Origin of the sequence: Mycobacterium numidiamassiliense, assembly GCF_900157365.1 — a bacterium.
Classification (GTDB): domain Bacteria; phylum Actinomycetota; class Actinomycetes; order Mycobacteriales; family Mycobacteriaceae; genus Mycobacterium; species Mycobacterium numidiamassiliense.
The window spans coordinates 692170-709812 of record NZ_FUEZ01000004.1; the positions used below are offsets into that span (position 1 = coordinate 692170).

20 protein-coding genes are annotated in these 17643 nt (G+C 66.0%); 14 read left to right on the forward strand and 6 right to left on the reverse strand.

The features are described from left to right. Positions 1-48: 48 nt before the first annotated feature. Positions 49-1530: an alpha,alpha-trehalose-phosphate synthase (UDP-forming) gene (locus tag MNAB215_RS11755; RefSeq protein WP_077079020.1), complete on the reverse strand. Its 1482-nt coding sequence runs from the start codon at positions 1528-1530 to the stop codon at positions 49-51. Next, complete coding sequence (locus tag MNAB215_RS11760) at positions 1531-1695, reverse strand: hypothetical protein (RefSeq protein ID WP_008263763.1); 165 nt, start codon at positions 1693-1695, stop codon at positions 1531-1533. A gap of 611 nt (positions 1696-2306) precedes the next feature. Here MNAB215_RS11760 and MNAB215_RS11765 point away from each other — a divergent pair. The 4 genes from MNAB215_RS11765 to MNAB215_RS11780 all read left to right on the forward strand — a co-directional run bounded on the left by MNAB215_RS11765 (position 2307) and on the right by MNAB215_RS11780 (position 6113). Next, positions 2307-3311, forward strand: coding sequence for a DivIVA domain-containing protein (locus tag MNAB215_RS11765; RefSeq protein WP_077079021.1), 1005 nt, complete (start codon positions 2307-2309; stop codon positions 3309-3311). Between the two features lie 122 nt (positions 3312-3433). Continuing rightward, a complete protein-coding gene (locus MNAB215_RS11770) occupies positions 3434-4369 on the forward strand; it encodes an enoyl-CoA hydratase (RefSeq protein WP_077079022.1) in 936 nt (311 codons plus the stop codon). A gap of 86 nt (positions 4370-4455) precedes the next feature. Then, positions 4456-5292 carry an SDR family oxidoreductase gene (locus MNAB215_RS11775; protein ID WP_077079023.1) on the forward strand — a complete coding sequence of 279 codons (837 nt, stop codon included), beginning with the start codon at positions 4456-4458 and terminating at the stop codon, positions 5290-5292. Positions 5293-5321: 29 nt separating this feature from the next. Next, the gene (locus MNAB215_RS11780; RefSeq protein ID WP_077079024.1) at positions 5322-6113 is read left to right on the forward strand and encodes an SDR family NAD(P)-dependent oxidoreductase; all 792 of its coding nucleotides are present in this window, start codon (positions 5322-5324) and stop codon (positions 6111-6113) included. Between the two features lie 19 nt (positions 6114-6132). On the opposite strand, the gene MNAB215_RS11785 is transcribed toward MNAB215_RS11780, so the two are convergent. Further along, on the reverse strand, positions 6133-7704 hold the full coding sequence (locus tag MNAB215_RS11785; protein WP_077079025.1) for an LCP family protein: 1572 nt from the start codon (positions 7702-7704) through the stop codon (positions 6133-6135). Between the two features lie 266 nt (positions 7705-7970). On the opposite strand from MNAB215_RS11785, the gene MNAB215_RS11790 reads away from it, so the two are divergent. Next, complete coding sequence (locus MNAB215_RS11790) at positions 7971-8597, forward strand: hypothetical protein (protein ID WP_077079026.1); 627 nt, start codon at positions 7971-7973, stop codon at positions 8595-8597. Between the two features lie 31 nt (positions 8598-8628). Here MNAB215_RS11790 and MNAB215_RS11795 read toward each other — a convergent pair whose 3' ends face one another. Together MNAB215_RS11795 and MNAB215_RS11800 are read right to left on the reverse strand one after the other, a co-directional pair. After that, positions 8629-9015 carry an integrase gene (locus MNAB215_RS11795; RefSeq protein ID WP_245830267.1) on the reverse strand — a complete coding sequence of 129 codons (387 nt, stop codon included), beginning with the start codon at positions 9013-9015 and terminating at the stop codon, positions 8629-8631. A gap of 21 nt (positions 9016-9036) precedes the next feature. Next, entirely contained in the window at positions 9037-9279 is a 243-nt protein-coding gene (locus MNAB215_RS11800; protein WP_077081944.1) for a hypothetical protein, read from the reverse strand. A gap of 86 nt (positions 9280-9365) precedes the next feature. Between MNAB215_RS11800 and MNAB215_RS11805 the strand changes: the two genes are divergently transcribed. The 9 genes from MNAB215_RS11805 to MNAB215_RS11840 all read left to right on the forward strand — a co-directional run bounded on the left by MNAB215_RS11805 (position 9366) and on the right by MNAB215_RS11840 (position 16784). Beyond that, a complete protein-coding gene (locus tag MNAB215_RS11805) occupies positions 9366-10514 on the forward strand; it encodes a TDT family transporter (protein WP_077079027.1) in 1149 nt (382 codons plus the stop codon). A gap of 103 nt (positions 10515-10617) precedes the next feature. Further along, a complete protein-coding gene (locus tag MNAB215_RS29725) occupies positions 10618-10794 on the forward strand; it encodes a hypothetical protein (RefSeq protein WP_165691567.1) in 177 nt (58 codons plus the stop codon). A gap of 69 nt (positions 10795-10863) precedes the next feature. Further along, positions 10864-11958 (forward strand): NAD(P)H-dependent amine dehydrogenase family protein, encoded by a 1095-nt coding sequence (locus tag MNAB215_RS11810; RefSeq protein WP_077079028.1) that lies wholly within the window; start codon positions 10864-10866, stop codon positions 11956-11958. 93 nt (positions 11959-12051) lie between these two features. Continuing rightward, positions 12052-12936, forward strand: a complete 885-nt coding sequence (locus MNAB215_RS11815; protein ID WP_174604585.1) for an alpha/beta fold hydrolase — start codon at positions 12052-12054, stop codon at positions 12934-12936. 90 nt (positions 12937-13026) lie between these two features. Then, a complete protein-coding gene (locus tag MNAB215_RS11820; protein ID WP_077081946.1) occupies positions 13027-13617 on the forward strand; it encodes a TetR-like C-terminal domain-containing protein in 591 nt (196 codons plus the stop codon). 48 nt (positions 13618-13665) lie between these two features. Then, positions 13666-14349: a S1 family peptidase gene (locus MNAB215_RS11825; RefSeq protein WP_108637614.1), complete on the forward strand. Its 684-nt coding sequence runs from the start codon at positions 13666-13668 to the stop codon at positions 14347-14349. A 166-nt stretch (positions 14350-14515) separates the two neighbouring features. Next, positions 14516-14983 (forward strand): lipoprotein LpqH, encoded by a 468-nt coding sequence (locus MNAB215_RS11830; RefSeq protein WP_077081947.1) that lies wholly within the window; start codon positions 14516-14518, stop codon positions 14981-14983. Positions 14984-15020: 37 nt separating this feature from the next. Continuing rightward, the gene (locus MNAB215_RS29730; protein ID WP_077079030.1) at positions 15021-15953 is read left to right on the forward strand and encodes an MAP_0585 family protein; all 933 of its coding nucleotides are present in this window, start codon (positions 15021-15023) and stop codon (positions 15951-15953) included. 60 nt (positions 15954-16013) lie between these two features. Beyond that, positions 16014-16784: an enoyl-CoA hydratase gene (locus MNAB215_RS11840; protein WP_077079031.1), complete on the forward strand. Its 771-nt coding sequence runs from the start codon at positions 16014-16016 to the stop codon at positions 16782-16784. An 11-nt stretch (positions 16785-16795) separates the two neighbouring features. On the opposite strand, the gene MNAB215_RS11845 is transcribed toward MNAB215_RS11840, so the two are convergent. Continuing rightward, positions 16796-17626, reverse strand: a complete 831-nt coding sequence (locus tag MNAB215_RS11845) for a lytic transglycosylase domain-containing protein (RefSeq protein WP_077081948.1) — start codon at positions 17624-17626, stop codon at positions 16796-16798. Positions 17627-17643 lie beyond the last annotated feature (17 nt).

A 17643-nucleotide genomic window follows, 5' to 3' on the forward strand; every position in this document is an offset into this window, starting at 1 on the left:
CAACGAGTATCACAGCGTTTGGGCGGCAACACCATGGGTTCGCCGCTGCTACTTGGTCCCGGCGGGACTCGCCTCGGCAAGGGCATCGAGAAACGACCGGGCCCAGCGGTCCACATCGTGGGCGAGCACCTGACGCCGCAGCGAACGCATCCGGCGCCGACCCTCCTCTTCCGACTGATTGAGTGCCGCGTAAATCACGTCCTTGACCCCTTCGAGGTCATGCGGGTTGACGAGATAGGCCTGCCGTAATTCCACTGCTGCGCCGGTGAATTCGGATAAAACAAGCGCGCCGCCGAGATCGTTGCGGCAGGCGACGTACTCCTTGGCGACCAGGTTCATGCCATCGCGCAGCGGCGTGACAAGCATGACGTCGGCGGCCACGAAGAACGCGATGAGCTCGTCGCGGGGGACCGGGCGATGTATGTAGTGCACCACCGGATGACCGACCTCGGCGTATTCGCCGTTGATGTGGCCGACCTCGCGCTCGATGTCGTTGCGCAGGAGCTGGTAACTCTCCACCCGCTCGCGGCTCGGGGTCGCCAGTTGAATCAACACGGTGTCGTCGCGCTTGATGCGGTCCTCGGCGAGCAACTCGGAAAATGCCTTGAGCCGGACATCGATGCCCTTGGTGTAATCGAGCCGGTCGACGCCGAGCATGATTTTGCGCGGATTGCCCAATTCGCTCCGGATCTCGCGGGCGCGGCGCCTGACGTTGCGGTCGCGGGCCGCCTTATCGAGCGCACCGGAGTCGATGGAGATGGGAAACGCGCCCACCCGGACCGCGCGATCCGCCAGCTCGACCTCGCCGAAGCGCGAGCGCACGCCGACCGTTCCCCGGGACGTGTTGGCGCCGATCAGGCGTCGGGACAGGATCAGGAAATTTTGGGCGCCACCGGTCAGGTGGAATCCCACCAGGTCGGCGCCGAGCAGGCCCTCGATGATCTCGGTGCGCCACGGCAACTGCATGAACAGCTCGACCGGCGGGAAGGGGATGTGCAGAAAGAACCCGATCGTCAGGTCGGGGCGCAGCGAGCGCAACATCTTTGGGACGAGTTGAAGTTGGTAGTCCTGGACCCACACCGTGCCACCGCGGCCGGCGGCCCGCGACGCTGCTTCAGCGAAGCGGCGGTTGACGTCGACATAGCGGTCCCACCACTCGCGGTGGTAGATCGGCTTGACGATGACGTCGTGGTAGAGCGGCCACAGGGTGGCGTTGGAGAATCCCTCGTAATACTCGGCGACGTCGTCGGCGGACAGGCGTACCGGGTGAAGTTGCAGTTCGTCCTGTTCGATCGGTTCGTCGCCCACATCGACCACATCGTCGGTGACGCCCGGCCAGCCCACCCACGCGCCGCTGCGGCTGCGCAGTAATGGCTCTAAGGCGGTGACCAATCCGCCCGGGCTGCGTTTCCAGGTAGTGGTGCCGTCGGGGAGCCGTTCGAGATCGACCGGCAGACGGTTGGCGACTACGACGAAGTCGGAATCCCCGAAGGACGGGGCCTTCGCGCCCTGGCCTGCCCTTGGAGCCATTTACGCGTCGAGTTTCGCTGGTCCAATACCGAGCATGGATAGGAAAACGCGGCATTCGTCGGCGTCGTTGGCGTACGCAGCGACAACCCGCCTGGCCTGGCTTGCGGTGCTGTCGGCTACCGGCTCGACATCGCCGATTTCGCCAGGATCAGATTTCGTAGGCATGACTTAACTCTAGGCGAAGCGGATCGTTCGGTCGCAGCCATCTCGCGAGGCCGGCCGACGAGGCCCGCCGACCCGGGCCTGGGCGCCCCGGGCTCTGCCTGAAATGCCTAGTGGAAACCCCTGGGCCGCCGGGCGTTCACGCAAATATGAGGCTTTGTTAACACGTTCCAAATATCCGCCTGGAGCGATTCGCGATTGCCGTCTCGGCGGGCGCGCAGATACGAACATGCAATCCGCCGATTGAAATCCCTAGATCGCCTTCGGGGTGAAATCGAACACCGATTGCGGGGGTTCTTGGCGAACATTTGTGACGGATCGCCCGCCACGCGGCCGACGACCCGGCGGCGGGTCTGAATTGACCGTCGACCAACTTCGCCATGCAAGTGAACAGCGCCCCCAATCACCCACTCCCAAGTGCGCCAACACTTGTCAGAGTCGGAGTTGACCGACCCCGTCGCGCCTGCCGGCGGACGGTCGCACCTGTCCGTCTACTGACAGATGTCAGCTGTTCAAAGGCAAACTAGGATGGCACCGGAACAAAGGCATTATCCTAAACCGCAGCGCCGCACTTTTTGTGGCTCCGCTGACGTCTAAGACTTCGGGAGAAGAACATGGCTCTCACTCCGGCCGATGTTCACAATGTCGCGTTCTCCAGGGCGCGAGTTGGCAAGCGTGGTTATAGCGAGCAAGAAGTCGATCTTTTCATCGATCTTGTTGAACAGGAGCTGATTCGACACATCGAGGAAGATGCCGAACTGCGCCACCGCAACGCCGAGCTGCGCAATCGCGACGGGGGGCTCAAGAAGCGGGAAGCCGAGCTTGCGCGGCGCGAGGCCGCCCTGCATGAGCGCGAACTAGAAGTGCGCAAGCACGAAGCCGAGACGCGCAAGCATCAAGCTCAGCTCTCGCACCAGGAAGCCCAGCTCGCCCACCGGTCGACTCCGCTTCCTCAGCAGGTAGCCCAGATTCGGCACCGGGAAGCTCAAGTGGCCCAGCGGGAAGCCCAGATCGCCCAACACCAAGCTCAGCTCGCGCATCAGGAGGCCCAGCTCGCGCAGCGGGAAGTCGAGATTCGTCAGCGGCAAGCCGAGCTCGCCCGGTGGGAGGGCGAGCTGCGCGAACAAGAGGCCGAGTTCGAACAGCAGGACGCCCAGCTCGCCGAGCGGGAGTCCGAACTGGGCCAGCTGGAAACCGAGTTACAGGAGCAGGAAATCAAGCTGCAGGAGCTCCTGGATCAACCGCAGGCGGCGGAAGTGGACGTCGCGGCCAGGCAGCTGGCGCGGCCCTATCCGCAGCAATTGCGGGCGGTGCCGACGCCGGTGGCGGTCAACGGAGCATCGCACCTCGAGGAGACCCGGGTCGCCGCGGTACACGGCCGTCATGACATGGAGCGGATGGCGATCCGGGCGGTCACCGACCCGCTCGGTAACACGGTGACCGAGACGGTCCACGAGCGGACACGCAGGAGCGCGGTCGAGAACGGTGGTCCGGTAGTTGCTGCCGAACCGGCCGACGAGATCGGACAACTGAAAAAGGAGAACGCGGAACTCGCCCGTTCCCTGGGACTGATCAAATCCGCCGCGGCTCTCTTGGCCGCCGCGCTGGATCAGCAGTAGGGACTCCGACGCCCCTTCCCGCGGGCTGACAGCCAACCCAGCGCGTAACACTTTCGGCGCTGGCCGTAATGTGCAAACTGTCGACGCGATACGCGGCAAGCCCGAGAAGCGAGGTAGGCGCAATGACAGTCTCTGACCAAGCCAACGGCGAGGCGACCAACGCCGACGCGGCCGAGCAGGTCGCCTACGAAACCCTCGACGAGGGTCGCATCGCCCGGATCTGGCTCAATCGCCCCGAGGCGCATAATGCGCAAAGTCGCACCCTGCTGGTCCAGCTCGACGAAGCGTTCGGCCGCGCCGAGGCCGACGACACCGTTCGTGTAGTGATCCTGGCGGCCCGCGGCAAGAACTTCTCCGCCGGCCATGATCTGGGCTCCGAGCAGGCCCTGGCCGAGCGCGCGCCCGGGCCGGGCCAGCATCCAAGTTTCCGCTCACGCGGCGCGACGCTTGAGCCGATCATGGAGAAGCTGTATCACCAGGAGTGGCACTACTTCTTCGAAAACACTTGCCGCTGGCGCGATCTGCGTAAGATCACCATCGCCCAGGTGCAAGGCAACGCGATCTCGGCCGGGCTGATGCTGATCTGGGCGTGCGACCTGATCGTCGCGGCCGACAACGCGAAGTTCAGTGACGTCGTCGCGGTCCGGCTGGGCATGCCGGGCGTCGAATACTATGCGCACCCTTGGGAATTCGGGCCGCGTAAGGCCAAAGAGCTTCTTTTGACTGGTGATTCGGTGGACGCCGACGAAGCCCACCGGCTGGGCATGGTGTCCAAAGTTTTCCCGGTCGACGAATTAGCAGAAAAGACGCTGGAATTCGCGCGACGCATCGCCGAGCGGCCGACGATGGCGTCTCTGCTGATCAAGGATTCGGTCAACGCCGCCTCCGACGCGATGGGTTACACCGAGGCACTGCGGCATGCGTTCCACGTGCATCTGCTGGGACACGCGCACTGGGCGGCGTTCAACGAAAACCGGTGGCCGGTTGGCCAGCCGCCGCACGTCGAGGACTGGCGCACCGCGAAGCCGACGAAGGTTGCTCGCCGCGATACGCCTTAGCACCGGCGATCGGGGGCAGCGCTACCCCCGCCGCAGCCCGCGTGGTTCTATATCTGGAACGTGTTTCAGTTTGCAGAGGAGCTCGCGTGCAGCTTTCTTTCCAGGACCGGACCTACTTGGTCACCGGCGGTGGCAGCGGAATCGGTAAGGGCGTAGCCGCCGGGCTGGTCGCGGCCGGGGCCTCGGTGATGATCATCGGGCGCAATCCCGACCGGCTGGCGGAGGCCGTCAAAGAGATCGAACAGGTTGCGGCGAACGGCGGTTCGATTCGCTACGAGCCCACCGACGTCACCAGCGAGGAAGAGGCGACGCGCGCCGTCGAGGCCGTGACGGCCTGGCACGGCCGGCTGCACGGGGTGGTCCATTGCGCCGGCGGATCGGAGACCATCGGGCCGATCACCCAGATCGACTCGGAGGCGTGGCGGCGGACCATCGACCTCAACGTCAACGGAACCATGTACGTGCTCAAGCACTCCGCGCGCGAGATGGTGCGCGGTGGCGGCGGCTCGTTCGTCGGCATCTCGTCGATCGCGGCCAGCAATACCCACCGCTGGTTCGGCGCCTACGGCGTCGGCAAGTCGGCGCTGGACCACTTGATGCAGTTGGCCGCTGACGAACTCGGCGCGTCATGGGTGAGGGTCAACAGCATCCGCCCCGGCCTGATCCGCACGGAGCTGGTCGCTCCCGTTCTTGATTCGCCCGAGCTGAGCGCGGACTACCGCGCCATCACGCCGCTGCCGCGGCCCGGTGAGGTCGAAGACATTGCGAACATGGCGATGTTTCTGCTCAGCGATGCTTCCAGCTATGTCACCGGGCAGATCATCAACGTGGACGGCGGTGTGCTGTTGCGGCGCGGGCCGGACTTTTCGGCGATGCTGGAACCCGCCTTCGGCGCCGACGGCCTGCGCGGAGTGGTCAACTGAAAAGCGTTGCGGCATAACAGGAGCAGCAGATGAAGCGACTCGAGGGCAAGCGGATCCTGGTCACGGGCGCCGCGTCGGGCATCGGTCAGTCGACCGCGCTGCGGTTGCTTGACGAGGGAGCCGCGGTGGTGGCCGCCGACGTCGCGACCGAGGGCCTGGACGCCACCCGGGCGCACGCCGACGAGGCCAAAAGCGCTGAGCGGCTTACGACTATCCGCATGGATGTCGCCAACGAGGATTCGGTCGTCGACGGTGTGTCGCTGGCTGCCGAAACACTCGGCGGTCTGGACTCGCTGGTCAACGCGGCCGGCATTCTGCGTGCCTGGCATACGCATCAGACCACTCTCGAACAGTGGAATCAGATCATCGCGGTCAACCTGACCGGGACGTTTCTGGTGGTCCGGGAAGCGCTGCCCGCGCTGTTGGCGAATTCGCGTAGCTCGATCGTGAACTTCAGCTCGACGTCGGCGTCGTTCGCGCACCCCTACATGGCGGCCTACGCCGCGAGCAAGGGCGGCATTCAGGCCTTCACCCATTCCCTGGCGCTGGAATATGCGAAGGAGGGCCTGCGCGCGGCGTGCGTCGCGCCGGGCAGCATCAAGTCCGGCATCACCGATGCCACCGGCGGATACCTCCCGAAAGACGCGGACTGGTCCCTGTTTCCCCGGCTGATGCCGATCCTGCCGGCCACGACGGAATCCAGCGGGGCGGGGATGGCCGAACCCAACGCGGTCGCCGGCGTCATCGCCATGCTGGTGTCCGATGACGGAGCCTGGATCACGGGCACCGAAATTCGCATGGACGGCGGCACGCACGCCTGAGGCGAGACGTGCCCGGCCACTAGTTGACGCAGGGCACTCCGCCGCCATCGATGGGCTTTCCCTGATCCGGTGTCGGATAGGCGCTGGTGCCGTAGCCGTAGCCCGGATAGGTGCTGGACTTCGTCGACGTCGTAGCGCTGCTGGACGAGCTGTCGTCCAGGGCGGTGTCGTCCGGGGTGGGTATCGAGATGTTGGTGTCGACGGTCACCTGGATGTGCCCGGGCTGCAGGCTGGGATTGGCCTGCTTCGGGGCGTCCATGCCGAGCAGTGTGGCCACATTGTGCGCGTCTGTTTCGGCGCCGGCGCCGTACTGGACCGAGGCGCCGGCCGGTTCGCCGGAGTTGCGGTCGCGCACCTGGCCCGCGGTGTAGCCGTACTTCTTCAGTGACCGGGATATCTCGCTGGCAACCCCGCTCGTGCTGCCGGAGTTGACCACGTCCACAACGGTGTTCGGGCTGGGTTTGGTGGCCGTGGTGCTGCCGGATGTCGACGGGGAGGCGCCGATCGCGGTCGCGATCTCGGCCTTGATCGCCGCCGGGTCGATGATGTTGACGTCCTGGCCGTCGATGTTGTCGTAGCGCACCACGGGCAGCGTCCGGAACTCCACCTGGTCGGTGCTGGAGCCGCCCGCCAACCCGCCCAGCCGGCGGATCAGGTCGTCGTCCCAACCGGAGGACAGCACCACATCCTTGCGCGCCACCGCCATCAGGCTTTTGAGCTTGTCCAGGTTCGTGAAGGTACCCGTGTCCTGCAGCTCCCGCATGACCGACGAGATGAATGCCTGCTGGCGGTGGGTGCGGTCCAAGTCCCCGTTATCCAGGCCGTGCCGTTGCCGGACGAACGCCAGCGCCTCGGAGGCGTTCAAGCGCTGCGGCCCGGCGGGGAAATCCGCGCCGGAATACGAGTCGTAGACGGCGTGGTTCAGGCACACGTTCACCCCGCCCAGCGTTTGCGCCAGGTCGTAGAAGCCGGCCAGGTTGATCTCGGCGAAGTAGTCGATCGGTACCCCGGTGAGGGTGCGCACCGCGCGCAATGTCGCCGCCCGGCCCGCCTCGCGTCCCTTCGTCTCGAGTTCTTTCTGGCTGCCGACGCCCTGGTTGACCAGCTTCTGCGCGACGTACTGTTTGGTGAGCCCGTACGCCTCTTTGATCTTGATGTGGTTGTATCCGGGAACACCGTTCCATGCCACCCAGTCATCGCGGGGGATGGAGAAAGCGACGACCTTATCGTCGGCGCCGACATGCACGAGTATCAGCGTGTTGGTGTTGTAGCCGCCGTCGTCGGAATCGCCCGCATGCAGCTGCTTGAGGATCGAGTTGGGCAGGTCGTTGCCGTCCTGGTCCTTTCGCGAATCCAGGCCGATGAGCAGGATGTTCATTTCGGATCCGCTGGATCGGGGATCCTCCGGGCTCAGGGCTTCCGAAACGGTGATGCCGCCCAGGGCTCCGTGAGCCACGTAATATCCGGCGCCGGTCATCAGCACGGCCGCCACCGAGACCACGGACATGAAGCCGCGGCTCAATCCTTTGCGGAGAGGCGATGGCTGACGAACCGCCCGATGGCGGTGACGAGCACCGCCAGCGCTTGCCATCAGATACCTCGACCCTTCCCCGGCGCAACATCCGCTACCGGCACGGCCGTTTGCGGTGATGTCGGTGAAAGCATGAGGTCAAGTATGCGATAGCTTGCTGTGAAGCCCCCAATCGAGAAGGCCCCGCAACAGGCGGCTGTGGGCTGTCTCACCCACTCGATCGGGCGAAATCTACCGCGTCAATCTCCCCGCTACCAGCGCATTCTGGCTAAGATTCGCCGAGCGCGCGGTCGGCAAGCGGCTCGGCACCGTCACAGGAGGAATGCGTGGTTGACGAGATCGAGCCCAACTCGTCACCCGACGGAGACCACCGTCCCGACGATGCCGGCCCATCGGGCCCTGACCACGGCTTACGGCGGCTGTGGGCGCGCATCCCGGAGGGACCGCGACTGGTCCTCCCCATCGCCGTGTTGCTGGCCGTGGTGATCGTCGGCTTCTACAACTGGGTGCAGCCTGCCCGGGACGACTGGTCGATGCTGCCGAGCCGGCTTGTTTGCCAGGTGCAGTCCGGAGCAACCCCAGCGCCGTCGGTGACCGTCGCGTGGGTCGACGTCACCCATCCCCGCGGCAACGTGTTGGGGCTGATGGTGCATTTCGCCCAGCCACTCCCGCCGCCGCCCGGCGATCAACTCACCTACAGCCTGGCCAACAACGGCACACCATTCGCTCTACTGATCCCGCAACAAGGCAGCAACGAGATGGCGATCCGCAATGTACGAAAGACACCGGGCACCGACGTCCGTCCGGGCAAAGGCACCTACGCCGACCGGACCGCGGCCGGCCCCGTCGAGATGGTGCTTGACCTGACGAAGTTCGGCATCGAAAAAGAGTTGGTCAGCCCGACGCTCACCGTCTCGTCCGCGGGCAACGCGATGCAGATCTGCCACGCGTAACGAAACCCGTTGCGGCCGGGCGACAGCGCGTTCAGCAGTACGGGTACTCGATGTGCCAGCGGCCGTTGACGTAGTCGGCGCGATATTGCCCGCCCAGTTGCGGGTTGGCATCGCGGATGGTTCCGGTGCCTCCGACGGAGGGCGCGAAGCCGGGCGGATCCCAGGTGATCGACTGCGGGTTGGGCGGCAGGCTCGGCGTGCAACTGATCTGCTTGGCCTTATAGCCGTCGATGATCTTTTGCTCGGCGGTTGCCTGGTCACCGCCATCGGGCGGTGAATCGTTGGCGCACAGTGTGTTTGGGTCGCAAACGCTTTGCCGGGCGTTGGCCGGCACCACGTCGTTGCCGGGTGTAGAGAGCGTCAACAAGATCGTCACGGCCAGTCCTGACGCGGTGCCTGCGCCGACGCTGATGCGCATGGGGTCCTCTCGGCAAAGGGGCTATCGGGCCTTTTCGAGGTCTTCGCCCGATTGATAGAAGACTCGAATATTGGTGCCCGTGAAGATTTCGGCGAGGAAAACACCGAGTGGTTCAACCTCGTAGTAATAGTGAACGTAGCCGTTGGGGTCCAGCGCCGAAGCGCACGACAGGCCCGGTGCACCACACCGCGCCTTGATCGGGATCGCGAGCACCGCGAGCAGCACTACGACGACGATCCCGACCACGGCGGGGACCCTATTGATTGCGTGTCTCGTTTGCAGGGATCGCGTCACGGGTTGGAGTCTAAGCGGAACATTCGGCAATCCCGGGGAAGTAAGGTCAGTCGTCGATGGCCACTCCAACCGTCGACGGGCAACCGCCGTCACAGAATCGAGTCGAGGTACTGGGCAACGTCGGGCCCAACTGGTTCGCCTCGGTCATGGGCACCGGGATCGTCGCCACCGCCGGTGCCAGTTTGCCCGTGCACGTAGTGGGGTTACGTGTTTTCGCCGAAGCGGTCTGGGTCCTTGCCACCGTCCTGCTGGTGGTGCTGATCGTGTTGGTCGGCGGTCATTGGTTGCGCCACCCGACGGTGGCGCGCCGTCACGCCCGCAATCCGCAAATGGCGCATTTCTATGGGGCCGCGCCGATGGCGCTGTTGACGGTCGGCGGCGGAGCCGTGCTGGTCGGCAGGGATCTCATCGGTGAGCGCATCGCCGTGGACCTGGACTGGGTGCTGTGGACCGCGGGCACGCTGGGTGGGTTGTTCACGGCCGTCAGCATCCCGTTTCTGATGTTCACTCAGCACGACGTCGAGCCCGACGCAGCCTTCGGTGGATGGCTGATGCCGGTGGTGCCGCCCATGGTGTCGGCCGCGATGGGGGCGCTGTTGCTCTCGCACATGGACCCGGGCACCGGTCGTCAGACCATGTTGTACGGCTGCTACGCGATGTTCGGCTTGTCGTTGTTGGCCTCGCTGAACATCATCGCGATGATCTGGAGCCGGCTGGTGCTCTACGGCACCTCTGGCACCGCGAGGGTGCCGACGTTGTGGATCGTGCTGGGCCCGCTTGGCCAATCCATCACGGCCGCAGGCCTTCTCGGAGCCGCCGCGCACCTGGCCATCGAGCACGACATGGCCGAGGACATGAACACTTTCGCGGTGCTTTATGGAGTTCCGGTATGGGGCTTCGCGGTGTTGTGGATCGCGCTGGCGTCCGCGCTGACGGTGCGGACGCTGCGGCGCGGGATGCCGTTCGCGCTGACCTGGTGGAGCCTGACGTTTCCGGTCGGCACCTTCGTCACCGGCACTGCGCAGCTCGCCGCGCACACCCATCTGCCTGCCTTCAAAGTGGCCGCGGCGCTGGCCTACGCCGGCCTGCTCTTCACCTGGCTGTTGGTGGCCATCCGCACCGCGCGGGGCAGCCTGCGGGGCAATCTGCTGAAGCTGCCGCCGAGCACCGCGCCGATCAAGGCGCACAAGGACCCAGCGGCCTGACGGCCCGTCGCCGCGCCGGTCGTTTTGACGGCCCGCCTTCGCGGGTAGGCCACCTTGAACACTGGCTCGATGAGCCCTGGCTCAATCAGGACGGAGGTATCGTATGCGCGCCGAAGAAGGCGACGAATCGGTCAAGGATTACGCCGCCGAGGGTAAGCAGGCATTGGGCAGGATCAAGGACGCTCAGCGAGCGGGAAGTCCACTCGGCAGAATATTGCGCCGAGTCGCCAACATCTTCCGCGGCGAGCGGGACCGCCCCGGTGGTGGCGAAGCGGACTGAGGCTGTAGCGCCGTAGGGCTTGCGCTACCCGGGTATACCCTTGCCCGATGGCTGCGGCGGAGCCCAGAAATGTCTAGTACCCCGATCCGCGTGGTCGTCTGGTCCACCGGCGGCATCGGATCCATCGCCGTGCGCGCCGTCGCGGAGAATCCGGGCACCGATCTGGTCGGCGTGTGGGTGCACTCCCCGGAGAAGGCCGGTCGCGATGCCGGTGACCTCGTCGGCATCGGTCCGATCGGGGTGACCACGACCAACGACGCCGACGCCTTGATCGCACTGCGGCCGGACTGTGTTGTGTACGCCGCCATGGGGCCCGACCGCGACGCGGCCGCGGTGCCCGACTACGTCAAACTGCTCGAGGCCGGCGTCAATGTCGTCACCACGAGCGTCCACCGCCTGATCGATCCCGCCGGGTTCGAACCCGAGGTGTGGAGGGAACAGCTAGCGCAGGCCGCCTCGGCGGGAGGGGCGTCGTTGTACGCCAGCGGCATTGAACCCGGTTTCGCTGCAGACCATTTGGTGTTGATGCTGACGACGCAGTCGAAATCCATCACGTCGATCCACGCCAGCGAGATCGCCTTGTACGACGACTATCCCGTCGTCGAAACGATGACGGATGCCATGGGCTTCGGGCGTCCACTCGACTATCAGGCGCTGCTTTCCTACCCGGGCACTATCGCGTTCCAATGGGGCCCAGGGCTGCGCCTGATCGCCCGGGGTCTCGGATTGCAGATCGACGAGATCCGGGAGAACTTCGACAGGGTCGCCACCGACCGCGATCTACACGTGGCGTTCGGCACCGCGGAGGCCGGCACCTGCGGTGCGCTCCGGACGCAGGCGATCGCCGTCATCGACGGCCGCGAAGTGATCACCATCGAACACGTCAACCGGATCGCCCCCGATCTCGGGCTGGAGTGGGCCGAGGAAATGACACAGCCCGTATATCGGATTCGGATCGAGGGCGAGCCGGACATCGCCTGCGACATGACGGCCAGCCTGCGCGAGCCGAAAGCCTCTGGTTCCCCCATGGATTCGGGGGCCGGTGCCATGGTGGCGACGGCGATGCGCGTCGTCAACGCGATCCCCTACGTGGTGGGCGCCAAGCCGGGACTGCTGAGCGCCCTCGACCTTCCGCTCACGCTGCCGCGCCATGCGCTCCGCTAGAACAGTGCTCACGCTGCCGCGACGACAGCATTTCCGCTAGACCTTGAGTCACGTCCCCGAAGGCGTCGTCGTGTCACGTCCTACCATCTTCTGATGAGCGGCGATGCCCTGGCACCTGAGCAGTTCTCGACCCCGGGGTCAGGCGGCGTTCGCATTGCCGCCGACCGTCAAGGCGACCCGCAAGCGCGTGCCGTGGTTTTCCTGCACGGCGGCGGGCAGACCCGACGCTCCTGGGGCCGGGCCGCCGCCGCTGTCGCCAAACGGGGGTGGCAGTCCGTCACGATCGACCTGCGCGGCCACGGCGAATCCGACTGGTCATCCGACGGCGACTATCGGGTGGTCAGCTTCGCCGCCGATGTCGCCGAAGTACTGCGCGGCCTGCCGCCCAAACCCGTGCTGGTGGGCGCCTCCCTGGGGGGATTCACCTCGATGCTTCTCGCGGGGGAGATCTCGCCGGGCATTGCCAGCGCGGTTGTCCTGGTCGACATCGTGCCGAACATGGAGCAATCCGGGGCCAATCGCATCCACACTTTCATGGCCGACCGGGTGGAATCGGGATTCGCTTCACTCGAAGAGGTCGCCGACGCTATCGCCGAATACAACCCGCATCGGCCGCGGCCCACCGACCTCGAGGGCCTCACCACCAACCTGCGCCTTCGCGGTGATCGCTGGTACTGGCATTGGGACCCGCAGTTCATCAGCGGCAAGGCGGCTTTTCCGCCGTTCGAAGTGACCGACCCCGACCGCATGCATGCGGCCGTCGAGGCGATCCTGGGCAGTGGCGTGCCCATGCTGCTGATCCGGGGCCAAGTAAGTGACCTGGTGAGTCAGGAGCGCGCGGACGAATTTCTCGCGCGGTTCCCGCAGGTCGAGTTCACCGATGTCCGCGGTGCCGGGCACATGGTCGCCGGCGATCGCAACGACGTTTTCGCCGGCGCGGTCCTGGACTTCCTGGGCCGCCATGTCGATGCTGGATGACGGTCAAGACGCGGCCGCTTGCGAAAGTCCGTTACCGCTGACCGACGGATGCCACACTAGTGGCCGTTACCAGGTCCGATGGGAGACGCGATGGAGCAGTCTCAATCGCCCGAGGAGTATGCGCGCGATGTTCCCGCTGACGTGCGGGCGCGTGTCATGCCGGCGGTGCTTGACGAGTTGGCCCGCTGGGGTGTCGAGCGGTTCAGCATCGAGGCCTTGGCCGAGCGTCATCGGCTCGATCCGGCACTGATCTACCGCTATTGGGGAGATCGCCAACGACTCATCGTCGATGCCGCTCTGGCCGATATCGAGGAGGTGGCTTTAGCCACGAACACCGGATCGTTGCGCGGCGACCTGACGGCCTTGGCCCGAATCGTGACCGAACGGATCAACAGTGAGGTCGGCCGGACGTTTCTGCGGGCGCTGGTCATGGACCGGCGTGGGCGCCACGACGAAGACACCCGGATGATGTTCTGGCGGGCGCGGTTTTCTGTCGTGCGCGCAGTGATCGATCGGGCAAGGGAGCGCGGTGAATTGCGCGACGGCGTGAACACGATGGCAGCGGTGCAGATTGTGATGGCACCGCTGAACATCCGCGCCCTTTACTCCGACACACTCGTCGGTGACGACTACTGCGCGGCCATTGTCGATCTGGCATGGCATGCCATCGCTCGCAGATGAGCGGTGGCGTTCAGGCGCGTAATACCTTGCTGGACAGTAATTTCCGAGATGGTACGATGCAGGCCGTTTCACGCAGAGGAGAGCGGTGTGGCCAGACCGTCGTTGACAGTAAGCGTCGTCGTGCTGGCCTTGCTGGTGCTCGAGAACACCGCGCCGGCGGCCGCGAGCCCCGAGGTGCCGCGGCCGGGCATGCGGGTCGAGCACGAAAATATGCGGTGCACAGCAAGTTTCGCGGCCCACGGCGACGATGGTGGCTACTACTTCCTGACGAGTGGACACTGCGACGCCCGCGACGGTTCGGGGTGGACGTACGGTCCGAATGTCCCGCTGGGCACGATCACCGCCAGTGAGAACGAGGGCGGCAACAAGGACGCCGCGATCATCCGTCTCGACCCGAGTCTCGGCGTGCCCTCGGGTGACATCGGCGGCCGGCCGGTCCACGGCGTGTATGCCTCCGACGAGATCAAAGTTGGCGTGCCGCTTTGCAAGCTCGGTGCCGTGACCGGCGAGACGTGTGGTGCCGTCACGAGTGTGCATGACGACGGCGTGGTCGAAGCGAGCGTCTTCAGCTTGAACGGTGACAGCGGGAGTCCCGGTTTCGTCAAGAACCTGGACGGCACCGTAGGGGCGGTCGGGACGCTGATGGGTTCGCCGGACGGCAACGACAACATCTCGTACTTCGTGCCGGTGTCTCCGCTGCTCGAAAAGTGGGGCCTGCGGCTGCTGCCGTGAAGCGGGCTGAGCCTCTCGGCGGTATCGACTGTTTTGCCGAAGGTGGTTCGGGGTATTCGCCGACCCGGCGTCATGAGCAGGGTGCCAGGACGGGCGAGTATGGTCCGCAGGTGGTGAGACAAGGCGACGAAGGTAGCGACACCCAGCAACACGAAGGAGTGCAGTGGTGAGACGTGAGATCGTTGTCGGCGTAGCCGGTGTGGCCATGGTGGCCGCGGCGTGCGTCGGCTGTTCCAGCAACAAGTCCAGTACGGGCGCATCATCGAGTTCGGCGGCGGCACCAGCCGGCCCCCAGCTCACTGTTGACGGCCAGAACCAGAACATCAGCGGCCAAGTCACGTGCAACACGGCCAACGGGGCCATCACCATCGGTGTGGGCGACGCGACAGCCGGAATCGGCGCGGTGCTCAGCACCGATAACCCGCCTATCGTCCACGCGGTCGGATTGGGCATCGTCAATGGCGTCGGGCTCGGCTTTTCCGATGCCGCCCCCAACCAGGCCAGCAACGCAGGGGCCGCCGTCAACGGCAAGTCCTACGCGATCAAGGGGACCGCGACGGGTACGGACATGAGCAATCCGCAGCAACCGCAAACGGTGACAAAGCCATTCGAACTTGACGTGACCTGCCCGTAGCGCAGATCGACACCTGAGAAGGGACACAACTATGTCTATGAAACGTGTCGTCAGCGCGGCGGCGGTCGCAGCCGGCCTCAGCATCTCCGCGATGACGCTGAACCCGGGCTTGGCCAACTCCGCCCCGCTGGACCCGCCACCTCCTTGCCCGGGCTGCCACGGTGGCGGCGGCGGCGGTGGTGGCAACCCCGGTGGGGCCCCTGCGGGTGGCGGCTCGCAGGCCCCGCAGAACCCGCCGCAGACCCATGCGCCGGCGAGCACACCGCCGCCCAGCACGCAGAGCGAGCCCCCGGCCACTCACAGCTCGCCGCCCGCCATGACCAGTCAGGCGCCGGCGACGCAGTCCACCGAGCCGCCCGCCACCCATAGCTCGCCGCCGGCCATGACCAGTCAGGCGCCGCAAAGTTCTGAGCCGCCAGGTTCACACAGCAGTGAGCCCCCGCGGCCAGAGACCACGCAGCCGGGTGAGCACACCACGGCGCCGAGTGCGCAACCCACCACCCCGGCGAACGAGCACTCGACCCCGCCGCAGAAACCCGGCATAACCGTGGTGCTCAACCCGCCGAGCACCCAGCCGCCGCACCCGCCGTACATCCCGCGGCGCGACGACCTGGTGACCGCGAGCGCGCAGATCGGCGGGCCAGGCGGCGACGCCCGGGTCCAATTCATCGTCCCGGGCCGTGGCGCGCCACCTCCACCGCCGCAGCACGGATGGGGCTGGAACGACGGCCCGGCCCCCGGACATCCGCCGCCCAACTGGGAAGGCCCGCCGCCGCAGGGCGGGGGGGACGGTCCGCCTCCTCCCGGGGGATGGAACCGTCCATGGGGCGGTCCGCCGCGTGACGTGGCCGTCGCACGGGCCGACTTCGGCCCGTTCGCCTACGACACCTTCACCGTTGTCCCGGTCTTCAACTGGCAGTACGGCGGTTGGGGCTACTGGTTCTTCGGTGTCTGGGTCCCGCTGTACTGATCGACCCTTCGTGAGAGCCGCCCCGGCGTTCGTCGGGGCGGCTCTCACTACTTCGGCATCATGAACGCCATGGACAAAGAGTTCGTCAGGATCGGTCGCGATGGCGGCTTGGTCACGATCGAGTTGATCAACTCCAAAACGCTCAACATTGTCGGCTCGAGCGCCATCGAGGAGCTGACCGAAGCATTTCGCGCCGTCAGCCAAGACGAGGACGTGCGGGTCATCGTGTTGCGGGGTGCGGGCGAGAAGGCGTTCATCGGCGGTGCCGACATCAACGAGATGGCCACCCTCGACCGCTTCAGTGGTGAGGCGTTCATTCGGCGACTTGCCGGACTCTGTGCGGCAATTCGCGAATGCTCCGTCCCCGTCGTCGCCCGGCTCGCGGGCTGGTGTCTCGGCGGCGGCCTGGAAGTCGCGATGTGTTGCGATCTGCGGATCGCCGAGCCCGGCGCGAAATTCGGCATGCCCGAAGTCGCGGTCGGGATTCCGTCGGTGATCCACGCGGCGTTGATGCCGGCATTGATCGGCGCCTCGCACTCGGCCTGGCTGCTGCTGACCGGAGAAACGATCGACGCCCCGACGGCGCTCACGTGGGGCCTGGTGCACGAGGTGGTCGCGGCCGATGCGCTCGACACCCGCATCGCCGCGCTCACCACGAGACTGGCCGGATTCGGCCCGCAGGCGGTCCGGCAACAAAAGCGGCTACTCAACAAATGGTTCGACATGACGACTCAAGACGCGATCGAAGACAGCGTCGAGCAGTTCGGTCTGGCCTTTCTGACCGGGGAGCCGCAACAGCACATGCAGGCTTTCCTCGCACGCAAGCGGTAGCCCGCCGCGACTCACTGTGGGTGGCTGGCTAGATAGTCCCCAACAGGGATCGGCGACGCTGCGGCGTAACCGATGGGAAGCAGCACGTCGCCCGAGGTCGTGACGTAGTAGACGTCCCACCGGTGGAAGCCGGCGAACGCGGCGGGATCGGCGAGCAGGGCGGCGTAGTCATCGACCGCCTGGACGTACGCGTGCGCGTGGTTGTAGCCGTAGATGGCGTGATCGCGGTCGTTGGCGAAGCCATTCGCGGCGAGGTAGCGGCCCGCCGCCATGATGCTGTCGTGGGGGGAGTGGATATCGCCGCCCTGGCCGTAGGACGAGAACGTCGACGGCAAGAACTGCATGGGACCTTCCGCGCCGGCGGTGCTCACGCCGACAATGCTGCCGAAGCGGGTCTCGACCAGGTTGATCGCGGCCAGATAGTTCCAGCCGACGCCGGACTCCGACTCCGCTTGGTGGTAGGCACTCATCAGTTCGTCGGCCGGAGTCGGCGGGTCGATCCGCCAGGCGGGCAGCGTGTCCTTCGGGTAGCCCATCGACTGAAGCTGGCGGCGAGCGTCGACGTTGCGGTCGTAGACGTCGGCCAACGGCACCGGGATGCGCGGCCTGATGGTCGCATCCCATTCGGGGTGTCGCCCGATGGCGCGGTAGGCAGCCTGCTCGCGGTGTGCGGCCGCCGCGAGCGCCGGCTCCGGCGTCGACGGGTCGCGCAGCGCCTGCTCGTCGGCGACGAGGTCGTCGCCCAATTGCGCCGGATCCGTCGCCAGCGCGGGTTGCGCCCCGAGCGGCAGGCTCGGCGCGGCGGCCGCGGTCGACGGTGCAATGCCGGCGAGCGCGATCATCGCGCCGACGGCCAACG